19 protein-coding genes and 1 pseudogene are annotated in these 17,662 nt (G+C 42.6%); 13 read left to right on the top strand and 7 right to left on the bottom strand.

The features are described 5' to 3' along the window. Window positions 1-6: 6 nt before the first annotated feature. The 3 genes from AC3CKG_RS08400 to AC3CKG_RS08390 are packed head-to-tail and all read left to right on the top strand — an operon-like array spanning window position 7 to window position 727. Window positions 7-288, top strand: a complete 282-nt coding sequence (locus AC3CKG_RS08400) for a single-stranded DNA-binding protein (protein ID WP_488528142.1) — start codon at window positions 7-9, stop codon at window positions 286-288. Continuing rightward, window positions 285-467 (top strand): hypothetical protein, encoded by a 183-nt coding sequence (locus AC3CKG_RS08395; protein WP_488528141.1) that lies wholly within the window; start codon window positions 285-287, stop codon window positions 465-467. Before AC3CKG_RS08400 ends, AC3CKG_RS08395 begins: the two co-directional genes overlap by 4 nt. Continuing rightward, window positions 467-727, top strand: coding sequence for a hypothetical protein (locus AC3CKG_RS08390; RefSeq protein ID WP_488528140.1), 261 nt, complete (start codon window positions 467-469; stop codon window positions 725-727). The genes AC3CKG_RS08395 and AC3CKG_RS08390 overlap by 1 nt, the downstream gene beginning before the upstream one ends. A gap of 180 nt (window positions 728-907) precedes the next feature. Here AC3CKG_RS08390 and AC3CKG_RS08385 read toward each other — a convergent pair whose 3' ends face one another. The 3 genes from AC3CKG_RS08385 to AC3CKG_RS08375 form a co-directional block, all read right to left on the bottom strand. Beyond that, window positions 908-2,635 carry an ATP-binding protein gene (locus AC3CKG_RS08385; RefSeq protein ID WP_488528139.1) on the bottom strand — a complete coding sequence of 576 codons (1,728 nt, stop codon included), beginning with the start codon at window positions 2,633-2,635 and terminating at the stop codon, window positions 908-910. Continuing rightward, window positions 2,635-3,819 carry an FIST signal transduction protein gene (locus AC3CKG_RS08380; RefSeq protein ID WP_488528138.1) on the bottom strand — a complete coding sequence of 395 codons (1,185 nt, stop codon included), beginning with the start codon at window positions 3,817-3,819 and terminating at the stop codon, window positions 2,635-2,637. The genes AC3CKG_RS08385 and AC3CKG_RS08380 overlap by 1 nt, the downstream gene beginning before the upstream one ends. A 115-nt stretch (window positions 3,820-3,934) precedes the next feature. Further along, the gene (locus tag AC3CKG_RS08375; RefSeq protein ID WP_102307837.1) at window positions 3,935-4,300 is read right to left on the bottom strand and encodes a hypothetical protein; all 366 of its coding nucleotides are present in this window, start codon (window positions 4,298-4,300) and stop codon (window positions 3,935-3,937) included. 252 nt (window positions 4,301-4,552) lie between these two features. Here AC3CKG_RS08375 and ccoN point away from each other — a divergent pair, with 252 nt between their 5' ends. The 10 genes and pseudogenes from ccoN to uspE all read left to right on the top strand — a co-directional run bounded on the left by ccoN (window position 4,553) and on the right by uspE (window position 13,550). Beyond that, on the top strand, window positions 4,553-5,986 hold the full coding sequence (gene ccoN / locus AC3CKG_RS08370; RefSeq protein ID WP_008221953.1) for a cytochrome-c oxidase, cbb3-type subunit I: 1,434 nt from the start codon (window positions 4,553-4,555) through the stop codon (window positions 5,984-5,986). A gap of 11 nt (window positions 5,987-5,997) precedes the next feature. Further along, window positions 5,998-6,618 (top strand): cytochrome-c oxidase, cbb3-type subunit II, encoded by a 621-nt coding sequence (gene ccoO, locus AC3CKG_RS08365; RefSeq protein ID WP_016767204.1) that lies wholly within the window; start codon window positions 5,998-6,000, stop codon window positions 6,616-6,618. A gap of 9 nt (window positions 6,619-6,627) precedes the next feature. Next, the gene (locus AC3CKG_RS08360) at window positions 6,628-6,804 is read left to right on the top strand and encodes a CcoQ/FixQ family Cbb3-type cytochrome c oxidase assembly chaperone (RefSeq protein ID WP_017108018.1); all 177 of its coding nucleotides are present in this window, start codon (window positions 6,628-6,630) and stop codon (window positions 6,802-6,804) included. Then, on the top strand, window positions 6,804-7,778 hold the full coding sequence (gene ccoP / locus AC3CKG_RS08355; protein ID WP_017112094.1) for a cytochrome-c oxidase, cbb3-type subunit III: 975 nt from the start codon (window positions 6,804-6,806) through the stop codon (window positions 7,776-7,778). The genes AC3CKG_RS08360 and ccoP overlap by 1 nt, the downstream gene beginning before the upstream one ends. 85 nt (window positions 7,779-7,863) lie before the next feature. Continuing rightward, window positions 7,864-8,343 (top strand): FixH family protein, encoded by a 480-nt coding sequence (locus AC3CKG_RS08350; RefSeq protein WP_488528137.1) that lies wholly within the window; start codon window positions 7,864-7,866, stop codon window positions 8,341-8,343. A 5-nt stretch (window positions 8,344-8,348) separates the two neighbouring features. Further along, window positions 8,349-10,721 (top strand): heavy metal translocating P-type ATPase, encoded by a 2,373-nt coding sequence (locus AC3CKG_RS08345; protein WP_488528136.1) that lies wholly within the window; start codon window positions 8,349-8,351, stop codon window positions 10,719-10,721. Further along, window positions 10,721-10,969, top strand: a complete 249-nt coding sequence (ccoS, locus tag AC3CKG_RS08340; RefSeq protein WP_017108022.1) for a cbb3-type cytochrome oxidase assembly protein CcoS — start codon at window positions 10,721-10,723, stop codon at window positions 10,967-10,969. Before AC3CKG_RS08345 ends, ccoS begins: the two co-directional genes overlap by 1 nt. Then, entirely contained in the window at window positions 10,959-11,633 is a 675-nt protein-coding gene (locus AC3CKG_RS08335) for a sulfite exporter TauE/SafE family protein (protein ID WP_017108023.1), read from the top strand. The genes ccoS and AC3CKG_RS08335 overlap by 11 nt, the downstream gene beginning before the upstream one ends. Window positions 11,634-11,719: 86 nt before the next feature. Next, window positions 11,720-12,466: a fumarate/nitrate reduction transcriptional regulator Fnr gene (gene fnr / locus AC3CKG_RS08330; protein ID WP_004733691.1), complete on the top strand. Its 747-nt coding sequence runs from the start codon at window positions 11,720-11,722 to the stop codon at window positions 12,464-12,466. A gap of 132 nt (window positions 12,467-12,598) precedes the next feature. After that, window positions 12,599-13,550 (top strand): annotated as a pseudogene (gene uspE, locus AC3CKG_RS08325) (universal stress protein UspE). Between the two features lie 141 nt (window positions 13,551-13,691). On the opposite strand, the gene ttcA reads toward uspE, so the two are convergent. The 4 genes from ttcA to AC3CKG_RS08305 all read right to left on the bottom strand — a co-directional run bounded on the left by ttcA (window position 13,692) and on the right by AC3CKG_RS08305 (window position 17,394). Then, on the bottom strand, window positions 13,692-14,585 hold the full coding sequence (ttcA, locus tag AC3CKG_RS08320; protein ID WP_029223700.1) for a tRNA 2-thiocytidine(32) synthetase TtcA: 894 nt from the start codon (window positions 14,583-14,585) through the stop codon (window positions 13,692-13,694). 330 nt (window positions 14,586-14,915) lie between these two features. Beyond that, on the bottom strand, window positions 14,916-15,566 hold the full coding sequence (locus tag AC3CKG_RS08315) for a DUF2987 domain-containing protein (protein WP_488529210.1): 651 nt from the start codon (window positions 15,564-15,566) through the stop codon (window positions 14,916-14,918). A gap of 123 nt (window positions 15,567-15,689) precedes the next feature. Continuing rightward, window positions 15,690-16,538, bottom strand: a complete 849-nt coding sequence (locus AC3CKG_RS08310; protein WP_488529209.1) for a glucosaminidase domain-containing protein — start codon at window positions 16,536-16,538, stop codon at window positions 15,690-15,692. Continuing rightward, window positions 16,531-17,394 (bottom strand): DUF2189 domain-containing protein, encoded by an 864-nt coding sequence (locus tag AC3CKG_RS08305; protein ID WP_102311104.1) that lies wholly within the window; start codon window positions 17,392-17,394, stop codon window positions 16,531-16,533. The genes AC3CKG_RS08310 and AC3CKG_RS08305 overlap by 8 nt, the downstream gene beginning before the upstream one ends. Window positions 17,395-17,662 lie beyond the last annotated feature (268 nt).

Genomic DNA, 17,662 nt, shown 5'->3' with positions numbered 1-17,662 from the left:
AGCACCATGTTAAAAATCGAAATATTCAAAGAAGACGTAAAAATTACACCTAGAACCATGCCAGGAAAAGATGGCAAGCCACCACGTACCATTTACGAACAAGACGCTTATGTGTATTTGCAAGGTCGTTTCCCGACGCTCACAAAAGTTCAATTAGAAGAAGGGCAACTACCTTATGAAGCTGGGTTCTATACCTTTCATAGCTCTTCTTATATCGTTAATAACTTTGGTTCTGTGGAGCTGAAGAAGTACGGAAAAATCATCACGCCAATGGAGATTGAACTATGAACTTTACCAACAAAGACTTGAGAGAATCTCTAGGTTGTTTATCTGACATAACAGCATTCTTAAGTACTGGCTCATGCCCGGGAGCACTGGTAGCAGATCTACAAGAGCGTCAACTGGAACTGATAAACCAAATCGCTTGCGGTTCGGCTTTGTTAACTAATAAAAAAGGAAATAGCTAATGGAATACCCAATTCAGCTGTTCGGTTACTTAAATGAGCAAGACGATGAACCAACATGTATGGTATCGAACGTCACTAAAGATACGGTACAAGAGCTAAATCATCTGCATGGTTTTAAAGTTAATGAATGGTTTTTATCAAGTGGTCGCTGTGGTCAAGTTGAAGTTCACGGTCCATACAAAACAGCAGACGAAGCCTGCAAAGATGCCAAAGTTAAATATGGTGTATCCAAGCTAAAATCACCCCTGATAAACTTTTAACCCAAGTGCGCATTATGTATATTATGTTAAATACAATTCGGTATTGATAAGGCAGGTATCTTTGTGTGATGCCCTGCCTCTCTTTTTAGTGCTATTCCGGTGTTCTATTTAACAGTAAGGCTATTTACCATAAAATACCTAATAAACATATATCCTAATCTTCGATTCAGAATATGTTTATTAGACTTCAAGCATGAGCCTATCAATTGCTTCTGTAATTTCTTTGGTTCTTACTGGCTTGGTGACGAAATCATTCATGCCTACATCTAAGCAAGAAAATCTGTCTTCTACTGATGTGTGTGCCGTTAGCGCGACAATTGGTGTTTGGATATTTGCATCTCTCATGTATTTGGTTGTGGTCAATCCATCCATTACCGGCATCGACACATCCATTAAGATAATGTCGATTGCATCGCTGCCTTGTTCAATAAAGCCAATGGCTTCTGCTCCATTGCTCGCGATGAACACCTCGTGGCCTTGTCGCGTTAAGATTAACTTTATGACCATTTGATTGGTTGGATTGTCTTCTACAACCAATACTGAGTATCGACTTCTTGGTTCTTCTTGAATCTGCAGTTCATTTTGTCTGTTTGTCTTGTCACAGACGACTCTCGTTGAAACTGGCAATTGCACTTCGAATTTGGAGCCTTGTCCTAGTTCGCTGTTTACAAAGATTCGGCCTCGCATTAATTCAACAAGACGCTTGGTGATCGCTAATCCTAAACCTGTGCCACCAAACCTTCTGGTAATCGTGCTATCAGCTTGAACAAACGGACTGAATAATGACGAAAGCTGCTGGGCACTGATTCCAATCCCTGAATCTTCTACTGTTATATAGAATGAGCTTTGTTGATACTTGATCGATACATGTACGTGTCCACGCTCAGTAAACTTGATGGCGTTGCCAATCAAATTAAAGAGGATCTGCGCTAAGCGGCTCTGGTCGATATAATGAAGCTCATCTTCAGGGATATCGGTTGTCACTGTTAAGGCTAATCCCTTGCTGTCTGCGGCTTTTCTTTGTTCCGACAAAACAAAAGTTACAGTGTCTCTTACGTTATTCCACTGAGGAGCTAACGAGAAACATCCAGATTCAATCTTAGAGAAATCCAACACGTCACTGATAATTGCCAACAAAAGTTCAGACGATGTACTCATATTAAGCAGTATAGATTGCTGTTCTTCAGTTAGCTCGGTGGATTTTAGTGTGTCAATAAGCCCAATAATGGCGTTCAACGGTGTCCTGAGCTCGTGACTCATCATAGCTAGAAACTCAGACTTCGCTTTGTTAGCTTCTTCTGCTTCCTTTCTTGCGTTTACTAGCTCTGCGGTTCGTTCTCTTACTGTTGCTTCAAGCTTCTCTTTGTTCTCAATATCGAAAACGGCTCGTTCAATAAGAGGACGGAAACGATTTAAGGTTGCTTTGGTTTCAATGCTGAAGTGCTTGGTGTTGGAATGGATAAAGATAATGACGGATTGGGTCAGTCCACTATCTAGACCAGTGATCAGAACAGAGTTAATTTGGTCGAGAACAATGGGATGCAAAGAGTTGAATTCACCCAAAGATTTGGGTTCAAAAAGGATGGCGCATTCTCCATTGATGACACGCGAAAGCTTGCCACAATCGTTCCAGTTCATTTGCTCAAAGACTTTGTTATTGGTTAGCAGGGTTTTGAAAGCACCGTCGTTCCCTACCCTTGAAACTACAATAAAGTCATCGAATTTGATGTATTTTTTGAGGACATACTCCAAGCTAGAGAATATCTCGGAAATGTTACCCGCTTTACTGATCGCAGAGATAGTTGATAAGATCACCCTATTCTCTTCAGCGAGTTTTCGTTCACGGAGTTTTAGTTTTTGTAGTTCAATGCGAGCTTCTTGCAGCGCTTCTTGACCTTCGGAACTCATTACTTTTTTAACCTATAAAACGTTGCTGAGGATACCATCAAATTTCCGTGCGCGTTTTCCCGACCAGAGAGCCTTCCTTGCTCGCCAAAAGTAAAAGGACATATGTATGGGAGGCCGTTAAGCGCCTGATTTATCTGGTTACATACCTCATCCATATCTTGTTTTAGGTGCAGCATTGGTCCTGCACAGAATATGTTGATAGCCCCTAATTTTTCTTCAAGGTCCATGTCATTATAATAAGAAGAATGAATGATGTTAGCGGCACGACTGATCAGTTGTTGCTTAGAGCCTTGCATCAAATAGATGGTGTCACCTTCATTTATATCAGTGAACAATTCGATACCGTTACACTCAGTTTCTCTGATCGAATGCGATAACTTGAAGTATGGGTAGTCGTAAGAAGAGCCAACCTTTCGGCCTAATGGATAAACTGTCGACTTTTCAAAAATATACCCATCATCACTGCCACCTAAATGAAAATTAGTCCATTCATTATAAACGGTGGTCGCAGGCCTATGGTCGATCTCTAACAATATTCGATTTCTTACTTTGGTGACGGTACCTGAAAATTGAGTCGGCGTATGCCCTGAGCTTAGTGATGAATATATAGATTGCGATGCAAATATGACGGTTAACGATACGCCATTAATAGAGAGCGATTCTTCGTTGAATATGCTCCAATTTCCTGAAACCTGATTGTCTGCCGCGCTACCACCAACAATAGGCACTTCTGTGCCAAATTTCGTATCGATAGCCGCCATTACTTTCTCTTCATTACCCGGAGTGGAATGAAGTAAGACCAAGTCAGGTATCTCACCTTCTCTATTTGCATTTCTAAGTGCTTTGTCGATAGCTCGAAAGGTACTTGCTTCTATAGAGTCAGAAAAGTGCTCAATGCCGGTTCCGTAGGCATTGATCCCTGAGTCATAGATGATAAGAACGCCAATGACGGGCCCTGAATGAAATCCAGTTTCTGTCATGATGCCGTGGCAAGTGGTGCATCCATGGATAGGAGTATTCGGAAGAGCGTCTACCAAATATCGCTGAACAGCGAGTGTGGAATACTCTTCTGTACAGTAGCAAATGAGACAAGCTATTTGTTCTGGGGTCTCAACTCCAGAGAGTAACTCATCTACCGCAATTTTATCGTCTAAGGAATAAGAGACTTTTGATAGAAATTTCATAGATTTCTGAATACTTTATGAATAATCTATTTATAACACTTTTATGCACTAAGTTTTACTGATTTAGTACATATTTCTATCAACAAACTGCGGTAAGAGTGATTTACACGCCCTGTTATTCTTTGGAAATGTTGACCAAATATGTGCCACTCTGTTGTGGAAATGTGATGGTTATTGATGAGGCTTTATCGGTCGTTTTTAACGCCCAATTTGAGGCTTTATTTTCCTCAAGAATTCCGTTCTCATCATAGCTAATGATAAATTTGCCAGTTTTAGATGTTTCGATTAAATAGCCTAGGTTATTGTCCGAAATTAAAACATTATGTTTATCAATAGTAATTTGACAAGGTTTTGAAACTATACAGTTTATCGTTTCGTCTTGGTCGTATGTCACTGTTCTCCAAGTAAATGCCGCTATTAAAATAACCAACATGACGATAATTTGAACAAGCCTGCCTTTTGTTAGCTTTTGTGCCGCCATTATAATCTTTACTCCTTGTTACAAAGTTCAAAGTTTTTAAATAAAAATCCAATTCCAGACCAAGCGTAAGGTTACTACTCTGTCATTGATTTGTTAATTCAAGTATAGTGTCGCGTTGAAAATGCCACTTTTTTTCAAAATCAGCAAGTGGAAATAAAGCCCTGAATAGGCTGAATTTCCTTTTCTAATTTGGGTGGCATTACGACGTGAGTCGTGTTGGAAGTAAAGTGTAGTAAATAAGAAATTGGAAGCATGCAAATGAGCCAAGAAAAGCAGCTTGAACAAAACTACAACTATACGGTCGTCCGTCAATTTACCCTTGTTACAATTTTGTGGGGTATTGTCGGTATGGGCGTTGGTGTTTTGATTGCCGCTCAATTAGTTTGGCCACAGCTAAACTTTGATACGCCGTGGCTGACGTACAGTCGTTTACGTCCCCTGCATACTAATGCGGTTATTTTTGCGTTCGGTACAAGTGCGCTGTTTGCAACATCATATTATGTTGTGCAACGTACCTGTCAGACGCGTCTCTTTGGTGGCCCTCTCGTAGCCTTTACCTTTTGGGGTTGGCAAGCGATTATCCTGTCCGCTGCAATTACTTTACCGTTAGGTTTAACCTCTGGTAAAGAATACGCAGAACTTGAATGGCCAATCGATATTGCTATTACTCTTGTGTGGGTAGCTTATGCGGTCGTGTTCTTCGGAACTATGATTAAGCGTAAGACATCGCACATTTATGTAGCTAACTGGTTCTTCGGAGCCTTCATCATCACGGTTGCCGTGTTGCACATCGTTAACAGCCTGGCTGTTCCTGTATCTGCGTTTAAATCTTATTCGATTTATTCCGGAGCGATCGATGCAATGGTGCAATGGTGGTACGGACACAATGCGGTAGGCTTCCTATTGACAGCTGGTTTCCTAGGTATGATGTATTACTTCGTTCCTAAACAAGCTGGTCGCCCTGTTTACTCTTACCGTTTGTCAATTGTCCACTTCTGGGCTCTTGTGTCTCTGTATATATGGGCTGGTCCTCACCACCTACACTACACTGCACTTCCAGACTGGACTCAGTCTCTAGGTATGGTTATGTCTTTGGTTCTGTTTGCTCCTTCTTGGGGTGGCATGATCAACGGTATTATGACTCTATCTGGCGCGTGGCATAAGCTTCGCTACGACCCAATCCTACGTTTCCTAATCGTTTCTCTATCATTCTACGGCATGTCGACTTTCGAAGGCCCAATGATGGCAATCAAAACGGTTAATGCACTATCTCACTACACGGACTGGACTATCGGTCACGTTCACTCTGGTGCGTTAGGTTGGGTTGCAATGGTTTCAATCGGTTCGGTTTACCACTTAGTTCCTAAACTATTTGGTCAAGAGCGTATGTACTCTGTATCTCTAATCAATGTTCACTTCTGGTTAGCAACGATTGGTACAGTTTTCTACATTGTTGCAATGTGGATCTCTGGTGTGATGCAAGGTCTGATGTGGCGTGCAGTTAACTCTGACGGTACATTGACTTACAGCTTCGTAGAATCTGTAGAAGCTTCTTACCCGTTCTACTTTGTACGTTTCTTAGGTGGTTTCATCTTCCTATCAGGTATGTTCTTACTGGCATACAACACGTACAAAACTGTTTCTGCACCTAAAGATAGCCTTAAAGCTATCCCTCAACCGGCTTAAGGAGATTTAGAATGAGCTCAAATTCAAATAATCGCCATGAGTTGGTCGAGAAAAACGTTGGTCTACTAGCGATCTTAATCGTTATTGCAATCAGCTTTGGTGCTTTAGTAGAAATCACCCCGCTTATTTTCCAAAAGCAGACGACTGAACCTGTAGAAAACCTACGCGTTTACTCTGCTCTGGAAATGGAAGGTCGTGATATTTACATTCGTGAAGGTTGTAACGTATGTCACAGCCAAATGATTCGTCCTTTCCGCTCTGAAACTGAACGTTACGGCCACTACTCTGTAGCGGGCGAAAGTGTTTGGGAACACCCATTCCTATGGGGTTCTAAGCGTACAGGTCCAGACCTAGCGCGTGTTGGTGATCGTTACTCTGATGAGTGGCACCGTGTTCACCTTCTAGACCCACGCGAACTTGTTCCTGAATCAAACATGCCTGGTTTCCCATGGCTTGCTGAGAATGTACTTGATGGCAAATTGACTAAGCAGAAGCTTGAACTCTTCCGTAATCAATTTGGTGTTCCTTACACAGACGAACAAATTGCTAACGCTAAACAAGATGTTGAAGGAAAAACAGAGATGGATGCAATCATCGCTTACCTTCAATCGCTTGGCCACGCAATGAAATAAGGAATAATTATGGACATTATTACATTTCAAAGTGTTTGGACTGTTACTGTTTTTGCTTGTTTCATCGGCATCGTTTGGTGGGCATACGGCAAGAATCGTAAAACACGTTTCGACGAAGATGCGAACCTAGTGTTTGCAGACGACGAGCCGGCAACAAGTTCTAAAAATCAAGGAGTGACAAAGTAATGAGTACATTCTGGAGTATCTGGGTTAGTGCGATTACGATTGGTACCCTAATTGGTTGTGCGGTCTTACTTCGTTGGTGTTTTAAAGATAAAACAGGCGTAGAACCAGGTCATGATATGGGCCACGAATACGATGGTATTCGTGAGCTTAATAACCCACTACCTAAATGGTGGACATACCTTTTCGTAAGCACAATTGTGTTTGCAGCTGTTTATCTTGCTCTATACCCAGGCCTTGGCAACTTTAAAGGTCTATTAGGTTGGACGAGTTCAAACCAAACAGTTCGTAGCGTAGAAGAGTCTCGCTCTGCAATCGCTGCAGCTCAAGCTAACAAACAGTTAGATGAGTACGCAAAAGAACTTGATGACGCGAACACTTATTTTGGCGAAGCATTCAAGAAGCTAGCTCATGATGAGAACGGTCTACGTTCTGTTCCTGACATCGCATCTGATGCTGAAGCAATCAAAGTGGGTCAACGTTTGTTCTTACAAAACTGTTCTCAGTGTCATGGTTCTGATGCTCGTGGTCAAAAGGGCTTCCCTAACTTGACTGACGATGCATGGCTATATGGCGGTGAACCACAAGCTATCGTTACTACCATCATGCATGGTCGTGTCGGTCAAATGCCAGCGTGGAAAGACGCACTAGGCGAGCAAGGCGTTAAAGAAGTAGTTAGCTACACTCTTAGCCTTTCTGGTCGTAGCGTGAATGCACGTGAAGCAGAAGCTGGTAAAGCACGTTTCGTTGTGTGTGCTGCGTGTCACGGTACAGATGGTAAGGGTAACCCTGCTGTTGGTGCACCTGACCTAACAGACCGCGATTGGTTGTTTGGCGATTCTCGCGCTGATGTAACTGAAACAGTAATGAACGGCCGTTCTGGCGTAATGCCTGCTTGGAAGGATATTCTAGGCGAGGACAAAGTTCAGCTTGTTGCATCGTACGTGTGGAGCTTAAGTAACTCAGATAATAAGTAACATTTCAATAACAGCCTCTTTCTAAGAGGCTGTCTTTCCTTTATTTTATAAGCCCTTCTTTTTATTCATTTTTGAGATATTTTTTATGGTAAAGCCTTGGTATAAACAGTTTTGGCCGTGGTTCTTAATCGCGTTGCCAGCGACAGTAGTTATTTGGACCATCATGACGGTCATTGTGTTCACACAGAACTCTGTAGATCTAGTGACTGAGGATTACTATAAAAAAGGAAAAGGCATTAATGTCGACATTTCAAAAGTAAACATTGCTAAAGAGCTTGGCCTATCAGCTTCAATTAATGAGAAAGGTAACTCGGTTATCATTACTCTAGACAAAGGCAAGCTTGACCACTTCCCTGCTATTAGCGCAATGTTCGTGCACCGAACGTTGCCTGATCGTGATTTTACCAAGCTACTGACGGCTGATGCGAGCGGCAACTACACGTTGACTTTGGATCATGAAATGCAAGGTCCATGGTTTATTGAGCTTTCTCCGCATGATTCTGAATGGTTAGTGCAAGGTCGCATGAACTTCCCTATTGATACTCCTACTCAACTAACGAACTAAAGCTTATGTGTGAATCCTGTTATCACTGCGGTGAAGATGTACCAGCGGAAACGGATTTTAAAGTAGAAATCTTAGGGTCGGTTCGACCGATGTGTTGTCCGGGTTGCGAAACCGTAGCCCAGACAATCATAGATAGTGGTTTGGTTTCTTATTACCAATACCGTACTGCTCCTGCTGAAAAAGCAGATTTGGTGCCAGAGCAGCTTCTGGCACTGAGTCATTACGACAATGAAGATGTTCAATTGGAGTTCGTTCGTAACTCTGAAAACACCTCTGAAGTGACATTGTCACTGGAGGGGGTCTCTTGTGCTGCCTGTGCATGGCTCATTGAGAAGCAAGTCTCCTCAAAGCTAGGCGTTGTGAGTATTCGTGTTAATACCACGACTAACCGTGCCCTGCTTAGCTGGGACAACACTCAGGCTAAACTTAGTGAGTTGTTATCCGCGATTCATAGGTTGGGCTACAAAGCCGCACCATTCGAGGCTGACCAACAAGAAGCCGCTTATCATCGTTCGATGAAAAACTACCTTTATCGTCTTGGTGTCGCGGGTTTAGCGACCATGCAAGTCATGATGCTAGCTGTGGCGCTTTATCTCGAAGTTTTTGGCAGCCTTGAGCCGGAATTCAAAAGCTACTTTCGTTGGGTGAGTTTGATCTTCGCAACGCCTGTACTGCTCTACTCTGCATTACCGTTTTATATTAACGCTTGGCGTAGTATCAAAGGCCGAACCTTGGGCATGGACGTTCCTGTGTCGATCGCTCTATTGTTTGCCTATGTTGCGAGTTTAGTGGCAACGGTGACAGAGCAAGGCGAAGTGTTCTTTGAATCTATCTCAATGTTCACCTTCTTCTTGTTGCTTGGTCGTTTCCTTGAGATGCGCGCGCGTCGTAAAGCGGCAGCCGCTAGCGGTAACCTGCTTAAGTTGGTTCCTGCGATGGCGACAACGTTAGACGGTGAACAAGTTCCGGTAAAAACCTTGAAGGTTGGCGATCAGATTCGCGTTCTTCCTGGTGAGCATATTCCTGCGGATGGCAAAGTATTATCTGGCAGAATTCACATTGATGAATCCATGCTGACTGGTGAGTCAATTCATGTGGTTAAGAACGAAGGTGATACCGTCTTTGCTGGCACACTGAATGGCGATGAATCGTTTGAATTAGAAGTGATGACCTCTAAAGCGGATTCGGTTATTTCTAATATCGTTCGCCTTCAAGATGAAGCTCAATTATCTAAACCTCGCATCGCTGAAATCGCTGATGTGGTAGCGCGATACTTTGTCGCGGTTATCTTAATTATTTCATTCGGTACTTGGTTCTATTGGCATCAAACACGTCCAGAAGACGCATTCTGGATCATGCTTTCAGTGCTAGTGGCGACGTGCCCTTGTGCTCTGTCTCTTGCGACACCGACGGCAATTACGTGTTCAACATCTCGCATGGGTAACTTTGGTATTTTGCTCCGCAAAGGCCACGTGTTTGAAACCTTATGTAAAGTGAACCACTTAATCATTGATAAAACGGGCACGCTGACTGAAGGTGATATTCGTATCAGCAAAGTCGAGACATTTGCTGACCTTGATAAAGAAATATGCCTGCAAGTCGCAGCTAGCTTAGAACAACACGCTAACCACCCTATCGCAAAGGCGTTCAAGACCCATCTTTCAGATGATATCGAAGTAGAGTCGGTGAACAATGTGATTGGTTCGGGCATTACTGGTGAGTGGAATGGGCAAGAAGTGGCGATTGGTAGCAGCGAGTTCATTCTAGGTGAAGCTCAGCCATCTGAAAGCAATGGTATTTACTTGTCGATGGCTGGCTGTCATATCGCAACATTCACTTATGAAGACCCGATTCGTAAAGAAAGTATTGAGCTCATTAAGCAATTCAAAGAAGCAGGAATCAAAACCACGCTGCTGACTGGCGATTCTTTGATTAACGCGAAGCCTGTTGCGGCAGAGATTGGTATTACTGACATTGTTGCTAACGCGAAGCCGGAAGATAAACTGGCTTATTTAAACTCTAGAGACGCTAGTGACATCACCATGATGGTTGGCGATGGCATCAACGATGCGCCTATTCTTGCGGGTGCACACCTTTCGGTTGCGATGGGTGGCGGTACGGATGTTGCGAAAGCCTCAGCGGATATGGTGTTATTGGGCGATAAACTCGATAGATTACTTAAATCACGTACATTGGCGCTTAAAACGCGTAAGATAATCCGTGAAAACCTAGCGTGGTCGTTGGGGTATAACCTACTTATTCTTCCATTGGCCGTCGTTGGTTTGGTTGCTCCTTACATTGCCGTGGTTGGCATGTCTGCTAGCTCTATTATTGTTGTGTCTAATTCGTTAAGGCTTTTAAAAGAGCAAGGTAAATAATGGAAAGTTTATACATACTCATTCCAATTGCGATCGTACTTGTGTGCATCGCAGTCGGTATCTTTCTATGGGCCGTTAAGAGTGAGCAGTTTGAAGACCTTGAGCGTCAAGGCCACAACATTCTGTTTGATGAAGATAACCATATAAACGTTGATACCAAGCCTACTACAGCCTCAAAAGAGAGCGACAAGAAACAAAGCTCGGCTGAAACACAATCTAACGTAGAAAAAAAGAATGATGACGCCTGATTGGATTGGCGCTTTTGTTGTTGGATTGATCGGCGCAGGCCATTGCATGGGAATGTGTGGTGGTATTGCGTCGCTTCTGTCTATTGGCAACAGTAAACCTTCCCCTGTTATTCCCCTCCTTTATAATCTTGGTCGTCTATTAAGCTATGCCGTGATTGGCGGTGTGATTGGCGGTGCGATTTCTTCGATTGGCCAGTTGAGCGATTTTAATGCCTTGCTTGGTTGGCTTCGTTTATTTGCTGCCGTCTTTATGATTATCTTAGGTTTGTACATCGGTAAATGGTGGTTCGGCTTGTTGTTCTTTGAAAAAGTCGGACAAAAACTATGGCGTTACATCTCTCCTGTAGGTAAATCATTTCTACCATTAAAGCACCCTAGCCATGCTTTACCATTTGGTTTTATCTGGGGTTGGCTTCCATGTGGCCTTGTTTACTCTATGCTGACGTGGGCAGCGGTATCGGGAAGCTGGTACAACGGAGCGGGTATCATGCTGGCGTTTGGCTTAGGGACGCTACCAGCCATGCTTACTGTTGGTATGGGCGCTAATTTTCTAAAAAAACTGCAACAAGCCGACTTATTTCGCCAATTAGGCGCAATTCTAATCCTTATTTACGGTTTTTATACTGGATATATGGCACTGCAGCTCATTATTTATACCGTATAGCCGTTCTTTAAATCCGGTTTTTTTACTACCCAACTGGATAAAGGAATGCTAAAATATTGACGTATATCAAATAGTGAAAGATTGTTATGATTTCTGAAAAGCCTGTGACGAAACGTGTTCAGTCTGGTGGCTGTGCAATCCACTGCCAGGATTGTAGTATTAGCCAGCTCTGTATCCCATTTACTTTGAATGAATCTGAACTTGATCAACTTGATCAGATCATTGAGAGAAAAAAACCTATTCAAAAAGGCCAAGAGTTATTTAAAGCCGGTGACGAGCTTAAATCTCTGTATGCTATTCGCTCTGGAACGATCAAGAGTTACACGATTACCGAGCAAGGTGATGAGCAGATTACTGCATTCCACCTAGCGGGCGATCTTGTTGGTTTTGATGCGATTACGGGTGACGAACACCCTAGCTTTGCACAAGCACTTGAAACTTCTATGGTGTGTGAAATTCCATACGAGATCCTTGATGACTTATCAGGAAAAATGCCTAAATTGCGTCAGCAAATTATGCGCCTGATGAGTAACGAAATTAAAGGTGACCAAGAAATGATCCTGCTTCTTTCTAAAAAGAACGCGGAAGAGCGTCTTGCTGCATTCCTTTACAACCTTTCTACTCGCTTCTCTCAACGTGGCTTCAGCCCAAGAGAGTTCCGCTTAACGATGACTCGTGGCGACATTGGTAACTACCTTGGTTTGACTGTTGAAACAATTAGCCGTCTATTAGGTCGTTTCCAAAAAGCTGACATCTTGAGCGTTAAAGGTAAATACATCACTATCGAAGATCACGATGCTCTGATGGAACTTGCTGGCGTTTCAAAAGAATAGTTTAGATATCAATGATGTAGTTCAAAAATGAGCTACATCATGTTTCTCCCCTAAAACCTCTTATATTTCTCTTAATCTCTCCATAACTACGCTACATTATTTATATGTTCGGTCTGAAAAGTAGGCTTAGTTATGAGTATCTATAACAAAATTTTAGTTGTCGCAGACATTAATCACGATGAGCAACCTGCTCTGAGTTCGTGCTATCCAACTTGCAAAGAAAAGCACCTCAACAAGCCACATCACTTTCTTTTTGTCGATTTACGATTTCTCGTATGAGATGACATCAATGCTTTCTGTTGATGAAAGAGACGCAATGCGCAAAGGTGTGATTCATCAACGCGAAATTTGGATGAATAAAGTCGCAGAACCTTACCTTGATGATTCTATTGAATTTAATGTTCAAGTGGTTTGGCATAACCGCCCTTATGAAGCGATCATTGCAGAGGTATACAGTGGCGGGCATGAGATCTTAATCAAGGGTACGCGCAAGCACGATACCTTAGAGTCTGTGATTTTCACCCCTACAGACTGGCACCTATTGAGAAAGTGCCCTAGCCCAGTACTCTTAGTTAAAAATGATTTCTGGCCTGATAATGCGAAGATTTATGCTTCGGTACACGTAGGTTCAGAAACAGAAGCTCACCTCGAGCTTAACGATACTATGGTTGATAGATTGCTTGAGATTACGGGGCGTCTGGATGCTGAACCATTCTTAGTGAACGCATACCCGGTTACGCCAGCTAATATTACGATTGAATTGCCTGAGTTTGATCCAACGTCTTACACAGATGCGGTTCGCGGTCATCACTTAACGGCAATGAAAGCGCTGCGTCAAAAGCATGGTATGTGCGAAGAACAAACGGTTGTTGAGCAAGGTTTACCAGAAGATGTGATTCCACGAGTAGCGTCTGAAAACAGCGCCGCTATGGTGATTTTAGGAACGACAGGCCGTACTGGTTTATCTGCCGTGTTTATTGGTAATACCGCTGAGCACGTTATCGATAAGATTAATTGTGACGTTCTGGCTCTTAAGCCATCGGGTTATGTGAGCCCTCTCGATCCTAACCTTGCTAAAGGCTAAAGATTAAAGGTTTAAGGTTTAAAACCGACAATCTGAATATGTATTTCAATCTACATATTTAACTCATAAAAAACGCCTCAAGCATTGCTTGAGGCGTTTTTATTTATCTATACGTTATAGCGATTCTTCGACGAATAAGGCTTAAACGTTGGTGACATCAATGTACAAAGATTCATCGATGTTTGACGACGAGATTTCAGCTTCTTCGAATTCGTATGCTTTGCGCTCTTCAGTACGGTCTAAAGGTAAGTTAATGAAATCAAATAACTCACGGTCTGCCAATTGGCTCGGACTCACGTTCTGAATTGACTTGAATACCTTCTCAACACGGCCTGGAGTCTGTTTATCCCAATCAATTAGCATCGCTTTGATGTTTTGACGTTGTAGGTTTTCTTGCGAACCACACAGGTTACACGGAATGATCGGAAACTCTTTGTGCTCCGCGTATTTGATTAGGTCAGTTTCGCGACAGTAAGTCAGAGGACGGATTACAACGTTACGACCATCGTCAGAACGAAGCTTAGGTGGCATAGCCTTAAGACGAGCTCCGTGGAACATGTTCAGGAACATAGTCTCAACAATGTCGTCTAGGTGGTGACCTAGAGCAATCTTAGTTGCGCCAATCTTCTCTGCAAACGAGTACAAAGTACCGCGACGCAGACGCGAACAAAGGCCACACGTCGTCTTACCTTCTGGCACTTTCTCTTTTACCACTGAATATGTATCTTTATCTACGATGTAGTAAGGAATGTTCAGAGTTTCAAAGTACTCAGGAAGGATATGCTCAGGGAACCCTGGTTGTTTTTGATCTAGGTTTACTGCCACTACATCAAATTTGATAGGTGCTGCTTCACGTAAACGTAGCAAAATGTCTAGCATCGCAAATGAATCTTTACCGCCACTAATGCACGCCATTACTACATCATTCTCTTCGATCATGTTGTAGTCGACGATGGCATTCCCAACATTTCTTCTTAGAAGTTTCTGAAGCTTGTTGAATTCAAGTGTATCTTTTTTATTTTCGTTTTGGTTCATTGCGACTCTCACACCGTCGTATTACCGACTGTAGATTGCTAGTGGGACTGTTTTAGGGCGTGGATTATACGGATTTTTATTTCAGGTTGAAACAGTAACGGTAGGATAAACAACCTGAGCAGGAGAAAGATTCTGCCATATCATGCGATCTGTCCTCCAGTGGTAGGAAAACACGTCGTAATAAGAGATAAGAATCACTGATGAAAGGTTGTAGAGATTTGGCAAGGTTAAGATTTAAAGCTATAAACAAAAACAGCCTGTTCAAAGAAGAACAGGCTGTTTCGTAAAGATCTTACTGAAGCGAAATAAAGAGCTTCAGGCTGTTCGCAATTATTGCACTGGGATGTAAGGCAAAACTCGAACAGTGGCTTCTGGTAACGTGATACTGTCACTTCCACTGAGCTCAGCCAGCGTGAATTTCGCGCGCCCTTCTTCAATTGGGATTTGCTTTCCGTTAGACAGAGCAATGTTGCCTTCAAGCTTATTATCAAACTCTAACGTCAAGCCTTGGATATCTGGTGTGAACCAACTAGAGAACATGCCGCTTACGTCTTCTAGCATCGCTTGCATCTGCGGTAACAGGCTTTCTAGCTGTGCAACTTCAACCGTTCCAGCTAAAGGTTCCTGTGTCATGACAACGAGCGAATACGCGCACTCTTGTTCTTGTGTTTGTACAAAGATAAGAGGATTAGCTGAACGTAGGTTTTGATCGACAGGTAGAAGCAGTTCATTGGCTGGAGAGACTTTTAGCTCTTCATAATGTTCTTCCTTCTCCATCCAAGCTTTGCTGATATGACAAGTTGTCTGAGCTTTTTGATCAACAAAGAAGACCGCAACTTTGACATCATCATGCCCTTCTTTGGTGTTGTTTTTAAGCTGTGTGTAGAGTTTGGAATACGTGAACATGTATTCTTGAGCTGAAGCTGGAAGAGAAACCCCAAGGCTGAGTGAGGCTAATAGAGCGAGTGCTGTCTTTTTCATTATTATAATCTTGTCGAAGTTGAGCGTTCATAATTAAAAAGAGCAGCCGTTAGCTGCTCTTTGTGTGATGTCGTTTGGATAATAACTTACTTTCGTGGTTAACCAAACTGAGACCAAATCGAGTTACTTTTTCCAGTATACCTCGTTGTGACGGATCATAGCTTGTAAATCAGTCACATAGTCTGAACCTCGCTCAGAATATTTTAGTAAGCCGTTGGTTAGCTCTGTCGCAGATTCAGTGGTTAACAAATCGTCGCCCTGAGTAGCCAGTTTTGCTCGAATCGCTCTTAAGTCGGCATAAGCACGGTTACGATTCAAGTTCATGAAGTAACGATGAACTGATTCTTGGCTTGAAGAGAATGTAGCCACTTCATGCGAACTGCCTTCGTTACGTTGTAGCGGAACCAGACCACAACCTTTGGTGTAACACCAATGTCCGAAATAGTTGTTGGCTTTAGTAGCAAAGCGAGATGTACCCCAAGCCGATTCATTAGCAGCCTGTGTTAATACAAGCGCCTCTGGTAGTACATTTACGCGACTAAGCATTTCCGCAAGCCAAGCTTGATCTAACCCTGAAGATGGCACTGGCAAGCTGTATAACTTCCCTAGCCTTTTCGCATACGACACGTCTTCTGAATCAATATTCGTAATGCCTGATTCAGAGATCTTGTTTAAAAACGCACGCTCTTTGGTAATTCGCTTGTTCTCGATGTTGATGCTAGGACGGAGGTAAGAAAAGAAGGTCTCTTTTTTCTTGTTCACATCTTCAATAGCAGCAAAATTTGGACGATCTGAAGCGACGGTCAAATCACCAAACTCACTTGATGTATTTGAACTTTGGTCTGCCGAGCGTCGGCGCTCTTCTTCTTGGTAAATGTAAGGGCCAACCAGTGAGATAGAACCCACGATCGCCAGTGCAGTAACCTTTAGCGCAAGAGATTTACTTGCGCTGCCTTTGACATTATTACGCATCGAACACCTGAGGGTTTTTGTTTTTGTTACCATCGTTACTGTTGTTGCCGCCGTTATTATTGTCGCCATTGCTGCTGTCGTTATGATCGTCATCGTTATTTGGTCGATCTGACGCAATAACTTTTAACTTAATACCAAACATTTCGCGGTAAAGAATGCCTTTCACGTGGAAGAAGAATGGTAAAACGAAGATCAAGCCAATGCCGTACATCATCGCAGCGACGATAAACATCAACATTACTAATAGATAAATAGATGCAACGGTGAAGATTTTCTTATTTACTGCTCGTAGTGAAAGCAACAGTGATTGCATTGGCGGAACTTTCTTATCACAAATCAATAGGATTGAATGGCTGAAAGCCAATGAAAAGTAGATAGAAAGAAACGGTAATAGCATTCCTGCGATACCTTGCAGCATTAAACTGAACAAAGTCACCAAGATAACCGGTACGGTAAATTGTAGGCCTTTACCAATATGACGAGTTTTGGTGTGCAAACCTGCAGCGTGGCTCATTGCCATTAGGCTGATGCCCGCATAGATAGGCGCACTCACCACTTCATAGCTAAAGTTAGCGATGAAAATCGATTCAACGATTTGTGGCGTAAATGCCTCAGGGTCGATAACGGCATCTAAAATGACTGCCGGATCACCAAGTTGTAATTTCAATGCGATGTAAAAAATAGCCAGTTGCACGAACATCAATGCAACGATCGCAGGAGAAAACGAAAGAAAGTGACTTACCGTATGTTTCCATGCTTCTTGGAATACAGCCGTTGCTTTGAGCTCATAATCGCCGGAAAGTGCACGGTCGATACTACCGCCCAAATTAAAATCTTTTTCGATGTCGTTGTTCATATTGATACCTAGGTGTGCTCAATTGCTTGAAGCCACCTAACTTATTGATAAAAAATTACCTTCATTATACTCATATGTCGGACACAAACTAAAATATGAATCTGTAACAAGGCTTGCTTTTGCGTCTTAATGGTTAATAATTAGACACTTATTAAGGTGTAAACCCAATAAATAACAGTATGGTAAAGGATGTTTAGTTTTACCTGCGAAATTTTTTGTCTTCGAATGGTAAAAAATGCTTTGAATTCACGTTTTTGGTGATTATCAT

It is taken from the genome of Vibrio sp. QJM3NY_15, assembly GCF_057785995.1.
The sequence above is the reverse complement of the archived record's forward strand: the minus strand, read 5'-3'. Positions and strand labels throughout refer to the sequence as shown.

Coding starts and splice junctions, on each gene's coding strand:
- AC3CKG_RS08350 (WP_488528137.1), top strand. CDS start 7,864: ATGGTAAAGCCTTGGTATAAACAGTTTTGGCCGTGGTTCTTAATCGCG.
- ccoS (WP_017108022.1), top strand. CDS start 10,721: ATGGAAAGTTTATACATACTCATTCCAATTGCGATCGTACTTGTGTGC.
- AC3CKG_RS08335 (WP_017108023.1), top strand. CDS start 10,959: ATGACGCCTGATTGGATTGGCGCTTTTGTTGTTGGATTGATCGGCGCA.
- AC3CKG_RS08360 (WP_017108018.1), top strand. CDS start 6,628: ATGGACATTATTACATTTCAAAGTGTTTGGACTGTTACTGTTTTTGCT.
- ccoP (WP_017112094.1), top strand. CDS start 6,804: ATGAGTACATTCTGGAGTATCTGGGTTAGTGCGATTACGATTGGTACC.
- AC3CKG_RS08380 (WP_488528138.1), bottom strand. CDS start 3,819: ATGAAATTTCTATCAAAAGTCTCTTATTCCTTAGACGATAAAATTGCG.
- AC3CKG_RS08315 (WP_488529210.1), bottom strand. CDS start 15,566: ATGAAAAAGACAGCACTCGCTCTATTAGCCTCACTCAGCCTTGGGGTT.
- AC3CKG_RS08400 (WP_488528142.1), top strand. CDS start 7: ATGTTAAAAATCGAAATATTCAAAGAAGACGTAAAAATTACACCTAGA.
- AC3CKG_RS08375 (WP_102307837.1), bottom strand. CDS start 4,300: ATGGCGGCACAAAAGCTAACAAAAGGCAGGCTTGTTCAAATTATCGTC.
- ttcA (WP_029223700.1), bottom strand. CDS start 14,585: ATGAACCAAAACGAAAATAAAAAAGATACACTTGAATTCAACAAGCTT.
- AC3CKG_RS08310 (WP_488529209.1), bottom strand. CDS start 16,538: ATGCGTAATAATGTCAAAGGCAGCGCAAGTAAATCTCTTGCGCTAAAG.
- AC3CKG_RS08345 (WP_488528136.1), top strand. CDS start 8,349: ATGTGTGAATCCTGTTATCACTGCGGTGAAGATGTACCAGCGGAAACG.
- AC3CKG_RS08385 (WP_488528139.1), bottom strand. CDS start 2,635: ATGAGTTCCGAAGGTCAAGAAGCGCTGCAAGAAGCTCGCATTGAACTA.
- AC3CKG_RS08390 (WP_488528140.1), top strand. CDS start 467: ATGGAATACCCAATTCAGCTGTTCGGTTACTTAAATGAGCAAGACGAT.
- AC3CKG_RS08395 (WP_488528141.1), top strand. CDS start 285: ATGAACTTTACCAACAAAGACTTGAGAGAATCTCTAGGTTGTTTATCT.
- ccoO (WP_016767204.1), top strand. CDS start 5,998: ATGAGCTCAAATTCAAATAATCGCCATGAGTTGGTCGAGAAAAACGTT.
- ccoN (WP_008221953.1), top strand. CDS start 4,553: ATGCAAATGAGCCAAGAAAAGCAGCTTGAACAAAACTACAACTATACG.
- AC3CKG_RS08305 (WP_102311104.1), bottom strand. CDS start 17,394: ATGAACAACGACATCGAAAAAGATTTTAATTTGGGCGGTAGTATCGAC.
- fnr (WP_004733691.1), top strand. CDS start 11,720: ATGATTTCTGAAAAGCCTGTGACGAAACGTGTTCAGTCTGGTGGCTGT.